The organism is Pseudomarimonas arenosa, assembly GCF_014841215.1.
GTDB classification, from domain to species: Bacteria; Pseudomonadota; Gammaproteobacteria; order Xanthomonadales; family Xanthomonadaceae; genus Pseudomarimonas; species Pseudomarimonas arenosa.
In genome coordinates, this window is sequence record NZ_JACYTR010000010.1 from 21,511 (window position 1) to 36,386 (window position 14,876).

The window sequence follows — 14,876 nt, forward strand, 5'->3', positions numbered from 1 at the left end:
GGCGAGAGTGGCTGGGGCGGCAGGATTCGAACCTGCGAATGCCGGAATCAAAATCCGGTGCCTTACCACTTGGCGACGCCCCACCAATCCCAATTTTGTGTTGTCTCGACCCGGCCCGCGGCTGCCGTCAAAGGCGCACTGTCCAGCTGCAGCATCAGCGGCGAGCGGTCTACGCCACGCGCGATGATGCAGCGCCCCAGCGCAGCCAAGGTTACCGCCGCGGCGTCGGCTTCTGCCCGCGATTCTACCCGCAGAAAACAGCCGCCGCCGGTTCCGGTCAGCCCGCCGATGCCAAGTCGAGCGATGGCGTCCAGCGCCGCGGCGATGCGCGGAGCGCGCGATCGAAGCAGCGGTGCAAACGCATTTCGCCCGACCATGGACGAAACAAAGTCCGCCATTTTCAAGCCTGGTGCGTTTCTTGTCAATTCAGCGGACTGGAACAGGGCCGCGGTTTCACTGTGAACGGCGCAGTCCAGCAAGACATACCAGAATTCCCCCAGGGTCATCGGCTGCAACACATCGCCCACGCCTTCGGCCCAGGCGCTGCGGCCGCGGACGAATACCGGCACATCAGCGCCGAGTTGCAACCCCAGTTCGGCCAGGGCGTCGATCGACCAATCCAGCGCCCAAAGGCGGTTCAAGGCGAGAAGGACGGTGGCCGCATCCGAGCTGCCGCCGCCAAAGCCCCCGCCCATGGGGATCTGCTTGAGAATGGCGATATCCGCGCCCAACCTTGCGCCAGACGCCGTTTGCAGCAAGCGCGCGGCGCGTACGGCGAGGTCATCGTCGACAGGCACGCCCTCGGCCCCTGCCCGTCGCCGGCACTGACCGTCGGACCGTGGCCGCAAGGCTACAGTGTCGCCCCAGTCGAGCAACTGAAAGACGCTCTGCAGCAGGTGGTAGCCATCACTGCGCCGACCAGTAATCTGCAGCAGCAAGTTGAGCTTGGCCGGCGCCGGCCAAAGCGTCCACTGACTCGCGTCAGCCATGTTCAAACTGCCAGCGACTGGCGGCCAGCCGAACACGCTGATCGCCTCGACTGGCAAATACGCGCTTGGGCATCCGGCCGCTGGCGGTGTCCATCCACTCGCGGAATTCCACCGTCCAGCCCTGCTGTTCGATACGTGCCGGCCAGCCATCCTCGGCGAATTCGATTTGCGCCGGGCCCGGGGCACGCGCGCCGCGCACCCAATAGCGCAACGATGACAGCGGAATGTCCCACCCGACCGACTCACGCAGCAGGCGCTGTGGGTCTGGATCGCTCAGTGGCCCGCCCTCCAAACCCTCGATCAGCGCACCCTGCTCTCTGACCTGCAATCGCCAGCTGCGGCCGGTGACGGGGGCGCGCAATTCAAAATCGGTGCCCTGTTCGTGCTCGACCCACAACACGGCCCCGGAGCCACCCTCACCGTTGGCAGAGACGGCGACCCGGCCACTCATGCGCCATCGGTCGTGCGCCTGCAGAGTCAATTCACGCTGCTGTTGCGCCTGCTCAGCCTGACTCGCCTCCACCCCACGAATCGGCGCCCGGGCACAGGCCACCAGCAAAAGCGCGAGTCCGGCCGCGCCCAACCACTCGAGGCGAAACCTCACAGCGGCTCACCGCGCGCTTGCAGTACTCGCTGCAGGCCACGGTTATCTGCATCGATTTCGTGACCCAAACGCCACACCGAGCGCGCCTCGTCATGCTCGCCCAGCAGCCACAGGGCTTCGCCCAAGTGTGCTGCGACTTCCGCATCGCGCTGCAACTCAAAGGCCCGACGCAAATGCGGAAGACCCTGTTCGGGCTTGCCCAGGCGCACCAGGACCCAGCCCATCGAATCAATGATGGCCGGGTTGTCCGGCTGCATGTTGAGCGCCCGTTCGATCAGGGCACGGGCCTCTTCGAGCTGATCGGTGCGATCGGCCAGGGTGTAGCCGAGCGCATTCAAGCCGTTGGGGTTGTCAGGATCAAGCTCCACCACACGCCGCAGATCCCTCACTGCATCGTCGACCCGATCGACGCTTTCAAAATGCAAAGCACGGGCATAAAGCAGACTGGGTTCGTCCTCAAACACCGCCAGCCCGCGTCGATACGCATCCAGCGCCAGCTCGTAGCGCCCAGCCGCGGTGGCCAGTTCGGCCTCAAGCTGATAGGCGCTGATGGCGACTGCGCCATCATCCAGCTCCGTTTGCTGCAAGTCGGTGAGGATCTTCAGCGCCTCATCAAGATCGCCGCGCTTGTTGGCCAGCACCGCCAGGCGCAGTTCCGCGCGCGGCCGCTGATCGGGATCCTGCACACCCTCGAACCAGCGGCGCGCCTCGGCATCCAGCTCGAGGACCTCGGCCAGCTGACCAAGTAGCATGCGTCGCGCCGGCGAAAGGTCCTCGCTCTCGCTGCGCTGTTTCATTTCCTGATACAGGGCGGTCAGACCCGCATTGCCATCGAGCCGCGACAGGAAGGCTGCGCGTGCAGCGAAGGTGTCATCGGTCTGTGCCCCACCCGACAGCGCCTGCGCGGCGGCTTCGGCATCACCCAGTCCCGCCAGCAAGCCGGCCGCCGCCAATCGCATGTCCGACGGCAAGCCCGGCAAGGCCAGTGCCTGCTCAATCGACCGGCGCGCGGCCGCCTCATCGCCCGCTTTGCGCATGGCTTCGGAATGCCACAGCCAGGCCCGCGCCTCCTGCGGGAAGCGGCTCACCGCCAGCTCGGCGACTCGCTTGACCGTGCCGGCGAGGGCCAGGCGATCGGCCAGACCGCCGACCGCCAGAAGCGCATCTGGGCTGGCCAGCACGGATTCGGCCTCGATCATCTGTGGCAACAGGGCCGGACTCAGCAGCGAGTCCTGGTTTGCCGCCAGGGCCTGCAGCACGTCCTTCCAGCCCTGTTCGAGCTGCAGCAGGCGCTGCAGGGCCGACTCGGCCGGCTTCATTTCGCCGCGCCGAAGAGCCAGCCCCAACTCAATCCGGGCCAGCCCCTCGGCTGCCGGCGCCAGCGCCCGCCAGCGTTTCAGCGATTTCTCGGCAAGCTCGGCATCATCGATCAATAGCGCCAGGCGCGAGGCACGTTCAGCGACACGCGGATCGCTACTGAGTTCGGAGGCGCGGGCATAGGCGACGGCGGCCTCTTCGTTGCGCCCGGCCTGCAGCGCAAACTCAGCCTCCATCAGCGGCTGCAGGTACAGATCGGAGTCGGCGCCGTGCAGCGCACCCAGGTAGAATAAGAGTCCAGCCGCCAAGCCGGCAGCCGCTGTCGCTTTTCGCCCACGCCCGCCGCCACTACCTTTCGTCAATTGCATTTGAAAGCCGTATCGAAAACCAGACTCGTTGCGCTCTTAAGTGTACCCGAAGCTTTCTGACTCGCTCGCCGCATGCCGCTACTCGCTCTTGGCTTGAACCACGCCACCGCTCCTCTCGACCTGCGCGAGCGCGTCGCTGTGGCCGAGCGTGAGTGCGCCGCAGCCACGGCCGAGCTGGCGCGTCAGCCCGGCGTTCGCGAGGCGGCGGTGATTTCGACCTGCAATCGCACCGAGATCTACTGCGCCGTGGAAGAGGGCGCCGAATCGACGCCGGCGCAGTGGCTCAGTACGCGCAACCAGCTCGATCCGGCCACCCTCGATAGCTACCTTTACCGGCACTACGATGCAGCAGCCGTGCGGCATCTGTTCCGCGTCGCCACGGGCCTCGATTCGATGGTGCTGGGCGAGCCGCAAATCCTCGGCCAGGTGAAGTCTGCCTACCACGCTGCACGCGACGCCGGCAGCCTGCAGGCCCCCCTTGATCGTCTGTTTCAGCACGCGTTTTCGGTCGCCAAACGGATTCGTACCGATACCCAGATCGGCGCCCACCCGGTGTCGATCGCATTTGCCGCCGTGCGCCTGGCGCAACAAGTGTTCAGCGAGCTGGACCGTGCCACGGTACTGCTGATTGGCGCTGGCGACACCATCGAACTGGCGGCCCGGCACCTGGCCGAACAGGGCGCCAAGCGGCTGCTGGTAGCGAATCGCACGCTCGGGCATGCACAGAATCTGGCCAGCCGATTCGGTGGCTATGCCCTGCCCTTGGCGGAACTCGGCCGTCATCTGCCGGAGGCCGACATCGTTTTCTCCGCGACTGCCAGCCCGACACCGGTGGTCACGGCCGATATGGTGCGGCAGGCATTGAAGGCACGCCGCCACCGACCGATGCTGATGCTCGACCTTGCCGTCCCGCGCGACATCGATGCCGCCACAGCAAAACTGGATGATGTGTTCCTCTACACCGTGGACGATCTCGATCAGGTGATCGAAGACAACCGACGATCGCGCCGGGAAGCGGCCGAACAGGCCGAGGCGATCATCGCGTTGCAGGTCGAGCACTTCATGGGCTGGTGGCGTGCCACCGATCGCCATGACGTGCTGCGCGAGCTGCGTCTGCGTGCCGAGCAGGAGCGCGACCTCGCACTGGGCAAAGCGCTGGAGGCGCTGCGAGGCGGCAAGTCTGCCGAGCTGGTGCTGCAACAATTTGCCCACGCCTTAACCAACAAATTCCTCCACGCCCCAAGCGCCGCCCTGCGCGGCGCGGCGATGCGAGGCGACCTCGACTTGCTGCAGGCGGCCGCCCGTCTGCACGCACTTTCAGACGACACGGGCAGCACGCCCGGCAAGGACGCAGATGACACCGGGCATACGTCGTAAGCTCGAAGCATTGGCCGAGCGCCACGAGGAAGTGGGCCGCTTGCTGGCAGATCCTGAGGCCAGTGCCGACCCGAATCGCTTCAGATCCTTGTCGCGCGAGTACGCCAGGCTGGAGCCGGTCACCCATAGTTTGCGCGAGCATGAACAGGCCCGCCGCGAACTCGATGCTGCATTGGCGATGCGCAACGACCCGGAAATGGCTGAACTGGCCGAGGACGAAATCGCCGCGCAGACTGCTAGATTGGCCACGCTGGATCATCAGCTGCATCTGCAGTTGCTGCCTGAAGATCCGCGCGATCAAGCCAACCTGTACCTGGAAATCCGCGCCGGCACCGGTGGTGATGAAGCCGCCATCTTTGCCGGCGACCTGTTCCGCATGTACAGCCGCTACGCCGAGCAGCAGCGCTGGAAAGTCGAACTTATCTCGGCCAACCCAGGTGAACACGGCGGGTTCAAGGAAGTGGTGGCACGCATCGAAGGCGCCGGCGCCTACTCCAAACTGAAATTCGAGTCGGGCACGCATCGGGTGCAGCGGGTACCGGCCACCGAGTCGCAAGGGCGCATCCACACCTCCGCCGCCACGGTGGCCATCCTGCCGGAAATGGAGGATATCGAGGATATCGAGGTCAAAGATTCGGACCTCAAGGTGGATACGTTTCGCGCCAGCGGCGCCGGTGGTCAGCACGTCAACAAGACCGACTCAGCCATTCGCATGACGCACTTGCCAAGCGGCATCGTGGTCGAGTGTCAGGACGAACGCAGCCAGCACAAGAACCGCGCGCGCGCGCTGTCCCTGTTGAAGGCGCGACTGCTGGATGAGCAGCGCAGTCAGCAGGTCGCCGCGCAAGCCGAATCGCGTCGCCTGCAGGTCGGATCGGGTGACCGCAGCCAGCGCATTCGCACCTACAACTACCCGCAAGGCAGAATCACTGATCATCGAGTAGAAGGGCTCACCTTGTACTCGCTGCCGGAGATTGTCGCAGGCGACCTCGGCCCCTTGATCGAACGGCTCACGCGCGAACATCAGGCCGATATGCTCGCGGCACTCAGCGAATAGACCCCACCCATGGCCCAGGAATCTCTGAACAAAATCAGAGATTCGCGCGGTGCAAAGGATGCACCGTCGCGATCAACAACGTAAGTTATTGATCAGCGCGTTCGAGCGAAGCTCGACGCAGCCGCGAAGCGGCCGAAACCGAGCTCGAACTCGGCGCGTCTGAAGAGTCCAGGATGGACTCGTTCAGACCTTCTCCAACAGGCTGCTGAGACTGATTTCAGCGGCCTGTGGAGGCGCACCATGGATGCGTGTGCGGAAATTGAACACGGCAAGTGTCTGATTTCCGACAAAGGTGGCGCGGCCATGCCGCGACCGTTTGCACTGAAATCCGCCAGGATGGGGGTATTTCAGCAACCTGCGAAGGAGGCGGCGATGACCGAGTTTCGAGTACGCAAGGCGACCCTGGACGACCTGTCGGTGCTGGTGCAACTTTTCGACGCCTATCGAGTGTTCTACGAGCAGGCCAGCGACCCGGCGCGGGCAAAGGAATTTCTGCAACAACGACTGCACGGTCAGGATTCGGTGATCCTGTTGGCTGAGGACGCGAGCGGCCAAGCAGCTGGCTTCGTACAGATGTTCCCGTCATTCAGTTCGGTCAGCGCAGCGCGCATCTGGATACTGAACGATCTATTCGTCTCACCGACTCATCGCAAGCGCGGCGTTGGCCGTGCCCTGCTTGGCGCGGCGGAGCAGTTCGGCCTGGACGACGGCGCGCACTGCCTGAAGCTCGAAACCCACCGCACCAATACCGTTGCGCAGGCGTTGTACGTGGAGCAGGGTTGGGAGGAAGATCGCGAGTTCTGCACCTATTACTTTCCGCTGCACCCAAGCGAAGCCCAGCCATGAGCGAACTGCCACGCAGCCTGTCCATCGCCGTGCTCTGCGTCTCCGACTCGCGCACCCTGGAGAACGACAGCTCTGGCCGCTATCTGACCGATGCATTGCAGGCGGCGGGCCACCAGCTATATACACACGAAATCTGCCGCGATGACCGCTACCGCATTCGCGCCATCGTAGCCACCTGGATTGCCGATCCCACGGTGGATGCAGTACTGATCACCGGCGGCACCGGCTTTACCGGCCGCGACAGTACGCCCGAGGCAGTGGCGCCGCTGCTGGACAAGGAGATGCCCGGCTTCGGCGAGATGTTCCGCATGCTGAGTTGGCATGAGATCGGCACCTCCACCATGCAGTCGCGTGCCTTCGCCGGCCTGGCCAACAAGACCTTCGTCTTCTGTCTGCCGGGCTCAAGCTCGGCCTGTCGGCTGGCCTGGGAACAACTCATTCGTGCCCAGTTCGACGGCACCACCAAACCTTGCAATCTGGTCGGGCTGATGCCGAGGCTCGACGAGCGCTAGCCATTCTGAATGCACCGCCGGAGGGGGCCATGGGCAAGCTGAAAAAGAAAGAGTATCTGGCGATGCTGGAGACCATGCAGGTGGAGCTGAACGCCCTGCATCGCTGGCTGCAGCACACTGGCAAGCGATTGATGGTGCTGGTCGAAGGGCGCGACACGGCAGGAAAGGGCGGCGTCATTTCCGCCATCGCCGATTGTCTCAATCCGCGGCAGTGCCGGGTGGTAGCCCTGCCCAAACCCACCGAACGCGAACGCAGTCAGTGGTATTTCCAGCGTTATGTCAGCCATTTTCCAGCCGCCGGCGAAATCGTGCTGTTTGATCGCAGTTGGTACAACCGCGCTGGCGTCGAAAAGGTCATGGGTTACTGCAGCGAAGATGAGTATCAGCACTTCATTGCACAGGTGCCGGTATTCGAGCAGCTATTGATCGACGACGGCATCCTGCTGTTCAAGTACTGGCTGTCGGTCGACCAGTCCAAGCAGGAGGAACGCTTCACCGAGCGGGCCTCGGACCCGCTGAAGCGCTGGAAACTGTCGCCCATCGACCTCAAGGCACGGGAAAAGTATCGCGAGTACGGCGACGCGCGCGACGCCATGTTCAAGCGCACCCACACCAAACACGCGCCCTGGACCGTAGTCGACTTCAATGATCAGAAACGTGGTCGACTGGTGTTGATCCGCGACCTGCTCGACCGAGTGCCGGATATCAAGCTGGAAGATCAACCCTTGCTGTTGCCGCCTCTGGCCAGAGAGCCGGAGAAGGAACGCTTCAAGGGGCCCTGCAAACCGATCCGCAACGGCGCGTCATAGCGAATCAAAGGCCCACGCCAGATTGCAACGACTAACGAAAGCAGGTGCATATGGCAGCGACCCAGGTCGCGCACGGGAATGCATGCCTACGTGTTAAATTCCCGAGAGATCGCTCGGCAGGCTGACGGCATCGACTGCGCTCAGCACGGGGATTTTCGCTAGCCTGTTGCACCCAAAGTTGCGGTACGTCTGGAGCCAACGCAATGGACGACACCACCCAGCGGCTACCTGCTGCAGCCAAGACCAAGCCGCTGCACAAGCCCACCCAGCAACGCAACACATTGCTAAGGGCGACGGTCGCCGCCTTGCTGGCGGTCGCGGCCTTGCCGTTCGGTTTGGCCGCCTTTCAGATCTACCAGGCGCGTGAATCGATGGTCAATCAGGCGCAGCAGACTCACCTGATCGCCGCGCGAGCCACCGCCGATCGCATCGACAACGAGCTGCAAAGCCTGATCAATGCGGCCCAGGCCAGCGCCGAGAACCCCCTGCTATACGAAGACCCGCAGTCGGATGCCAGTCGTGAGACCCTGGCTGGCCTGCTGATCGGTCGCAGCCGGATCAAACTCGCGGCCACCTTGTTTGGCCAAGCCGAGGCCACCCAACTGATCCAGATGGCGCGCGCGCCAGGCCTCGATCCGCCTGATCTGGACCTGCTCGACCAACTCGGCATGCGACCGACACTACTGGAAGTTGACCGGGCTCCCTACGTCGGGCTGGCGCGTGAAACCGGGCGACCCGGCTTGCGCATCGCCTTGTTGGCCGATGCGCAGCCTCTGCTGGCGGCGTTGCAACCACGTGAGCTTGGCAGCAGCGCGGAGCTGTACTTGCTCGACGGCACCCGGATCGAGCGCGCTGGCGGCAGCGGTTCGGCCCTGCCCGAGGCCCTGCTGGCAGCGATACGCACGGCACAGATCGATGCCCAGGCGGTGCGCACCGAGGTCGATGGCGTGCTCACCGTGGGCGCCTTTGCCCGCCTGGGCGACAGTGGACGCGTAGTGGCGTCGCTGCAACCGGCAGCTGACGCCGAGGCCGCGGCCGCGCGTATGCGCCGTGCCGCTTTGATTGCGCTGGCCGCGGTCGGGCTGATGGTGGCCGGACTGAGCCTGCTGGCCTGGCGCAAGGTATTACAGCCACTGCGCGGCCTGCTTTCCTTGCAACGCAGCGTATTGCCCATGAGCGCTGGCAGCGGATCGGGCAGCGATCTGGCCGATCTGCAGGCCACCTTCAAGCAGATTCAGCGCTACCAACGCAATCGCGAGGCGATGAAGGAAGTGTTCCTTGGTCGATACAAGCTGTTAAGCACGCTTGGCCAAGGCGCCATGGGATCGGTGTTCCTGGCCTGGGACCCGCGGCTGAAACGGCATGTGGCGATCAAGACCATTCACTTGGACAGCGTCGACAGCGCTATGCAGGCAGCGCTCGCCCGCACCCTGGAAAACGAGGCTGTGGCAGTCGCCAACTTGCAGCACCCGAACATTGTGGCTGTCTACGACCTGGTCGCCGCTGGCGAGTTCGCCTTCGTGGTAATGGAGTACGTCGAAGGAGGCAACCTGCGCTCAGTGGTCAGTCGCAACGGCGCGCTGGAGGCCAGCGAAGTTGCGCTGATCGCACAGCTGATGCTGAAAGCCTTGGATACGGCGCATCGCGCGGGCCTGTTACACCTTGATATCAAGCCCGGCAACGTTCTGATTTCGCCCCAGGGCGAGCTGAAACTGACTGACTTTGGCGTCTCGGCTTGGCGTTTCGAGATTCCCGATCTGGTCGCACGTGGCGGATTGGCCGGCACGCCAGGCTTCATCGCCCCCGAATACGTCAATGGTGCCGCCCCGTCCGAGCGCTCCGACCTGTTCTCCCTGGGGAAACTGCTGGTTGAGTGCCTGACTGGCGCGGCGCAGCACCTGCCCGGCGCCAACACCGGTGACATGCAGCGAGCCGCACAGGTGCCGAGCTTCATCCCCGAGCGCGTGCTGAAGCAGCAGCCCGAGCTTTGCCAGGCGATCTTGGCGCTTTGCGCGCTGGACCCGCTCAAGCGCCCCAGCTCTGCCGCCGAGTCGCTGCGGGTGTTTGCCCAGCTCAACACCGAAGGCGCGGAAGATCTGCTGGCCAAACGTGCGCAGGCGCTGGGCGACGAGCAACAGGCTTTCGAAGCAGAAGCAGCCGCCACCTCAGCGCCACCCGGAGGCGCCGGCACCACCACGCGACCACTGCCGAGCGGTAGAGCTTCGAGCACAGCAGCCACCCTGCCACCACCGGGGCTGTCCGCTGGCGTCAGCGGGGACGCCACTACCCGGCCACCACCCGCAGCAGCCGATGCGGTGACCCGCCCGCCCCCGGGTCAGATCAGGCCCAGCGAGCAGCAGCGCGACGGCCGGGATGACACCACTCGACCACCCCCCACGGCCAAGTCGGGCCAGCCTGGAGGTGCAGCATGATCACTCGCCTATCGATTGCGATATGCGCACTGATGTTGGCAGCCATGCCGATCCGGGCAGCGGATGACTCTGAACTCGCGGTGCCAACGCCGCTCGGCGCGGCGCAGCTGTTCGAGCATTGGCAGTTCCGCCTCGACGCCGCAGGAAGACCAAACCACTGGCTAAGAAGTGCCGAGCAGAATCGGGCCGCAAAGATCTCCCTGCCTATCGAGATTGATCGCCACGGCCCCGACATGCAGCTGCGCTGGCAGCCTGACCCGGTGACGGCCGCCGATTCGGCCATCGGCGTGCTCGGCCCGAAGCACCGGCCGCTGCTACAAAGCGCAGACCCAGCAGGCGTGGCCGATGCACAGATACTCAGCCGCGACGGCCAGCCAGTCGCGCTGGATCGCTGGTCTGAAGATCTGGAGGAGGGACGGTTCTCGCTTCAGCTTCTGGCCAGCGATCGACTCGGCAACGTCCAGCGGACATCGGCCGGACCGTTTTTGCTCGACCGGACTCCGCCGACCCTCAGCTGGCGCCGTCTCGACCCAGCGGAAGGGCTGCCGCACGACGTCTACAATGGCAAACACGCCTTGATTGAACTCTCTGTTACGGATGCCGGCGCCGGGCTTGAGTCCGTACAGCTGAATGGATCCAGCGCCGAGGACATCCGCGGCAAACAGCGCCACACCACCCAGTTCGAGTTCTCCGATGGACAGGTCGAGTTGACTTGGCTGGCAAGCGATCGGGTAGGCAACCGCAGCCAAGGCAGGCTACAGCTGCGCGTCGATCAGCACGGCCCTGAGTTGCAGATCGCGTCGGCGGGACAAACGATCGATCTGAAAGCCGCGCGCCTGCCGCCGAATCAAGCGCTGCGACTTACTGCGGTTGACGACACTGCCGGCGTGGAGAGCGCCTGCGTGGTGGCATCGATCTGGGGCGAACAGTGCCGCCCCCTTCCACTCGACGTTGTCGGCCTCTCCTGGGGCCGCTTCACTCTTGAGTTTCGCGCCCGCGATCGACTTGCCAATATCAGCAACCGTCGCTTCGTGATCGAGGTGACGCCATGAGCCGCTTGATCGCCTGGATGTCGGCCTGCCTGATCCTGGCAACTATCGCTGACTATGCCCAGGCCGCAGCCACCTACGAAGACACGGTGGAACCCTATGTGGTCAAGTCAGGGGACACGATCAGCCACATCACTCATCGTTTCCTCGGAGATTCGCTGTTCTGGCGTGACAACTGGGCACTCAACCCACAGGTCAAGGACCCGGACAAGCTGCGCATCGGCCAGGTGTTGCAGATCATCACCCACCGCAAGGTCATCGCGGAAGCAGCGGAAGTGGTGGAGGCAGTCAACCGCACGGAAAAAATGCTGGCTCCGCCGGAGTGGCAACCGGCCCATCGCGGCGACCAGCTGAATTCCGGCGATGGTCTGCGAACCCGCCAAAGCTCGACAGCGGAGCTGCGCTTCAACACCGAGTCCAGCCTGCGATTGGAGGAATTCTCGCAGGTGTTTCTGGCCGAAAGGCGAACCACCCTGCGCGGCGTCGACCGCGGTAGCGTCAAGGTCGAACGCGGCGCCGTGGGACTGGTGTTTGAACCAATTAAGAAGCCACGCACGGAGATTGAACTGATTGCCGGCCCCAGTGTCACCCGCGCCCAGGCCGAAGCCAACAGCGGCACCCAACTACGCGCAGCGCCGATGGATGACGGCGGTGCGAAGGTGATGGTCTATCAGGGCAAATCTGAAGTCGAAGCTGCCGGTCAAACCGTCGCCGTAAGCAAGGGCATGGGCACGCGCGTACCCGACACGGGGCCGCCACTGCCGCCGGTCAAGCTGTTGCCGGCACCGCAACTCGAGCACTCCGAAGTGCGCTGGAACTACAGCAATGGCCTGCTGCGCTGGCAACCGGTGGAACGCGCTGCTCAGTACGTGATCGAGGTCTGCGCCGATCCCGAGTGCCGTCAGCCACTGCAAAGCGAACAGTTTGATGCTCAGCAGCTCAGCATCCAGGTCAAGCCATTGCCGGCCGGGCTGAGCTTCTGGCGTGTGCGAGCACTCAGCGATCAACAGCTCGACGGTCACAACAGTGAAAGCGGTCGCATTCAGATCGACAACCCGCAACCGGATCTGGCCGGACCGATGGTGGCGCTGCAGCCCATTTCCGGCTTCGTGATCGACCAGAGCGGACAATACCGACTGGGTCCGAACGCGCGCCTCAAGCTGCATGTACACGACGATCAATCCGGGCTGGCAGCGGTTGAGCTGCTGCAAGCTGACGGCAACTGGGCGCAGCTGACCGACTTCGAGCTCAGCCCGGACACGCTCGGATCCACACAGCTGCGCGCCCGCGATCAGCTCAACAACGTCACCTTCGTTGACCTCAGCTGGCCCGATGCCCAGCCCTGAATCAACGCTGCCCGCGCAGCGGACAGCCGATTGGACGGCGGTGATCGACAGCAATGTCTGGCTCGACTTGCTGCTGTTCAAGGATCCACGCTGCGCCGCGCTGCGTCTTGCCATCGAGCGGGGCGATCTGCAGCCACTCAGCAATGCCGACTGCCAGAGCGAATGGCTACGAGTGCTTCACTATCCCGCGCTATCCCTCAGCGATGATCAGCGGGCCGGCCTGATCACAGCACAAGCCGACTGGGTTCGCCTGATAGCATCAGCGGATACCGCAGGGCCGCGCCCGGCCAATCCACGCTGCCGCGACCCGGACGACCAGAAATTTCTTGATCTCGCCGTTGAGCAGCGCGCAAACTTCTTGTTCAGCCGGGACAGAGCCTTGCTCAGGCTGTCACGTCGCTGCCAGAACGCCTTCCAACTTTGGATTGGCGTGCCGCAGGATTGGCCTACCGACCATCACGCCCGTCTCTATTGAGGTTTTCGCGTTGCGAGAATGGTTGCAGCTCACCGCTTGTCTCCCCTCTCCCCTTGCGGGAGAGACCGATGCGCACTGATTTTCGCGCACCGGCTGGTGCCCCGGAACTCCCTCCCCGATGTTCGGGGAGGGCCGGGGTGGGGTTAGGGAGCCGATCTTCTCCTGCCCAGGGGTCTCGCGAAGCGAGGTTCCTGGGTAGGGGCTCTACAGCGTCTGTCTCTCAATTCGGAAAGACGAATAAACCCATGGAACTCTCTCTCAGCACGCCCGCCTTGCTGTTTCCGGCCATTTCCCTGCTTCTGCTCGCCTACACCAACCGTTTCCTTGCCGTGGCGTCGGTGATCCGCCAGCTGCACGCCCAGACCGAAGGCGGCAGAGGTCAGTTCCATGAAGAAATCGGCAACCTGCGCTACCGCATCGTATTGATCCGCCGCATGCAACTGATCGGCGTGCTCAGCCTGTTCTTCTGCGTACTGTCGATGTTTCTGCTGTTTGCCGGTTGGATACTCGGCGGTCACATCGCATTCGGCACCGCCTTGATCATGCTGTTGCTATCGCTGGCAATCTCCGTTCGCGAGATCCAACGCTCAGTGAGCGCACTGGATCTGCATCTGCAAAGCCTCGAACGAACCAAGCAAAGTTAGGGAATCGCTGAACAAGTTCAGAGATTCCTGTGGTGCAGGGATGCACCGCCGCGATCAACAACGTAAGTGGTTCATCGCGAATTCGAGCGAATTTCGACGTAGCCGCGGAGTGGCCGAACCGAGTTCGAACCCGTGCCGAACTCGGCGCGACTGAGAAGTCCATGCTGGACCTTTTCAGACCTTCCTTAGCGGGCTCATCAGACTTCAAGTTGCCGAAACAACAGTTAGCGCAGCAGCTCCAGCTTCTCGCGATAGCTGCGGCTCAGTTTCACTTCATGGCCGGAGTCGAGCAGCAGGAAGTACTCGCCATTCATATGCGGGCGCATCGATTTCACCCGTTGCAGGTTGACGATGGTTGAGCGATGAATGCGCTGAAAGCGCTTCGGGTCGAGCTGCCCTTCCATGTCGCCCAGGGTGGCGCGCACGATGTGGGTGTCGTCGTCGGCGTGCACGCACATGTAATCGCCAGCGGCTTCGATCCAGCGAATCGAATCAACCTTGATGCGGATGATCTTGCCGCTGTCCTTGAATGACAGCACTTCGCGATCCTTCAGCACCTCGTCCTCGGCGTGCTCGGACAATGCATCTTCCAGCAGCAAGTCGGGCTTCCCGGCTACTTGCCTCAGCAGGGCCAGCAGTTTCTCTCGATGCGCCTCTGCGCCGCGTTCTGCCAGCGCCTCGCGGGCCCGCTCGAGACTCTGCGCCAGGCGTTCGTCCTCCACCGGCTTCAGCAGATAGTCGAGAGCACAGGCCTCGAAAGCGCGCACGGCATGATGATCAAAGGCGGTGACAAAGACCACCAGCGGACGTTGATGCTCAGGCAGGGCGGCCAGGGTTTCAAAGCCATCCATGCCGGGCATCTGCACGTCCAGAAAGATGACATCGGGTTGCAGCTCGGCCGCCAGTTCCAGAGCCTGCTGGCCATGACCGGCGTTGCCGACCACCTCAACATCCTGGTGCGCGCCCAGGCGCAATTCCAGGCCGCGGCGAGCCAGGGGCTCATCGTCAACAATCAAAGCTCGCAGCATGCTCTGCCCTCCCTCAATCTGCA

The 14,876-nt window shown here is 63.6% G+C and carries 14 protein-coding genes and 1 tRNA gene; 10 read left to right on the forward strand and 5 right to left on the reverse strand.

Annotated elements, in window-relative coordinates; translation table 11 throughout:
- Positions 1-8: 8 nt before the first annotated feature.
- From IFO71_RS07215 to IFO71_RS07230, 4 genes are all read right to left on the reverse strand, one after another.
- Positions 9-83, reverse strand: a tRNA-Gln gene (locus IFO71_RS07215).
- On the reverse strand, positions 63-989 hold the full coding sequence (gene ispE, locus IFO71_RS07220; protein WP_192028878.1) for a 4-(cytidine 5'-diphospho)-2-C-methyl-D-erythritol kinase: 927 nt from the start codon (positions 987-989) through the stop codon (positions 63-65). The genes IFO71_RS07215 and ispE overlap by 21 nt, the downstream gene beginning before the upstream one ends.
- Positions 982-1,593, reverse strand: a complete 612-nt coding sequence (gene lolB / locus IFO71_RS07225) for a lipoprotein insertase outer membrane protein LolB (RefSeq protein WP_192028879.1) — start codon at positions 1,591-1,593, stop codon at positions 982-984. Before lolB ends, ispE begins: the two co-directional genes overlap by 8 nt.
- Positions 1,590-3,278, reverse strand: a complete 1,689-nt coding sequence (locus tag IFO71_RS07230) for a tetratricopeptide repeat protein (protein ID WP_192028880.1) — start codon at positions 3,276-3,278, stop codon at positions 1,590-1,592. The genes lolB and IFO71_RS07230 overlap by 4 nt, the downstream gene beginning before the upstream one ends.
- 72 nt (positions 3,279-3,350) lie before the next feature.
- Here IFO71_RS07230 and hemA point away from each other — a divergent pair, with 72 nt between their 5' ends.
- The 10 genes from hemA to IFO71_RS07280 all read left to right on the forward strand — a co-directional run bounded on the left by hemA (position 3,351) and on the right by IFO71_RS07280 (position 13,825).
- Positions 3,351-4,655: a glutamyl-tRNA reductase gene (gene hemA, locus IFO71_RS07235; protein ID WP_192028881.1), complete on the forward strand. Its 1,305-nt coding sequence runs from the start codon at positions 3,351-3,353 to the stop codon at positions 4,653-4,655.
- Positions 4,633-5,712, forward strand: coding sequence for a peptide chain release factor 1 (prfA, locus tag IFO71_RS07240; protein ID WP_192028882.1), 1,080 nt, complete (start codon positions 4,633-4,635; stop codon positions 5,710-5,712). The genes hemA and prfA overlap by 23 nt, the downstream gene beginning before the upstream one ends.
- A gap of 240 nt (positions 5,713-5,952) precedes the next feature.
- On the forward strand, positions 5,953-6,558 hold the full coding sequence (locus tag IFO71_RS07245) for a GNAT family N-acetyltransferase (protein ID WP_225444465.1): 606 nt from the start codon (positions 5,953-5,955) through the stop codon (positions 6,556-6,558).
- Positions 6,555-7,070: a molybdenum cofactor biosynthesis protein B gene (moaB, locus tag IFO71_RS07250; RefSeq protein ID WP_192028883.1), complete on the forward strand. Its 516-nt coding sequence runs from the start codon at positions 6,555-6,557 to the stop codon at positions 7,068-7,070. Before IFO71_RS07245 ends, moaB begins: the two co-directional genes overlap by 4 nt.
- Positions 7,071-7,099: 29 nt before the next feature.
- Positions 7,100-7,879 (forward strand): polyphosphate kinase 2, encoded by a 780-nt coding sequence (gene ppk2, locus IFO71_RS07255; RefSeq protein ID WP_192028884.1) that lies wholly within the window; start codon positions 7,100-7,102, stop codon positions 7,877-7,879.
- Between the two features lie 203 nt (positions 7,880-8,082).
- The gene (locus IFO71_RS07260) at positions 8,083-10,311 is read left to right on the forward strand and encodes a serine/threonine-protein kinase (RefSeq protein WP_192028885.1); all 2,229 of its coding nucleotides are present in this window, start codon (positions 8,083-8,085) and stop codon (positions 10,309-10,311) included.
- Entirely contained in the window at positions 10,308-11,363 is a 1,056-nt protein-coding gene (locus IFO71_RS07265; RefSeq protein WP_192028886.1) for an Ig-like domain-containing protein, read from the forward strand. The genes IFO71_RS07260 and IFO71_RS07265 overlap by 4 nt, the downstream gene beginning before the upstream one ends.
- Positions 11,360-12,706: a LysM peptidoglycan-binding domain-containing protein gene (locus IFO71_RS07270; RefSeq protein ID WP_192028887.1), complete on the forward strand. Its 1,347-nt coding sequence runs from the start codon at positions 11,360-11,362 to the stop codon at positions 12,704-12,706. The genes IFO71_RS07265 and IFO71_RS07270 overlap by 4 nt, the downstream gene beginning before the upstream one ends.
- On the forward strand, positions 12,693-13,181 hold the full coding sequence (locus tag IFO71_RS07275; protein WP_225444466.1) for a putative toxin-antitoxin system toxin component, PIN family: 489 nt from the start codon (positions 12,693-12,695) through the stop codon (positions 13,179-13,181). The genes IFO71_RS07270 and IFO71_RS07275 overlap by 14 nt, the downstream gene beginning before the upstream one ends.
- Before the next feature lie 245 nt (positions 13,182-13,426).
- A complete protein-coding gene (locus IFO71_RS07280) occupies positions 13,427-13,825 on the forward strand; it encodes a DUF2721 domain-containing protein (protein ID WP_192028888.1) in 399 nt (132 codons plus the stop codon).
- A 224-nt stretch (positions 13,826-14,049) separates the two neighbouring features.
- On the opposite strand, the gene IFO71_RS07285 is transcribed toward IFO71_RS07280, so the two are convergent.
- Positions 14,050-14,853, reverse strand: a complete 804-nt coding sequence (locus IFO71_RS07285; RefSeq protein ID WP_192028889.1) for a LytR/AlgR family response regulator transcription factor — start codon at positions 14,851-14,853, stop codon at positions 14,050-14,052.
- Positions 14,854-14,876: the final 23 nt, after the last annotated feature.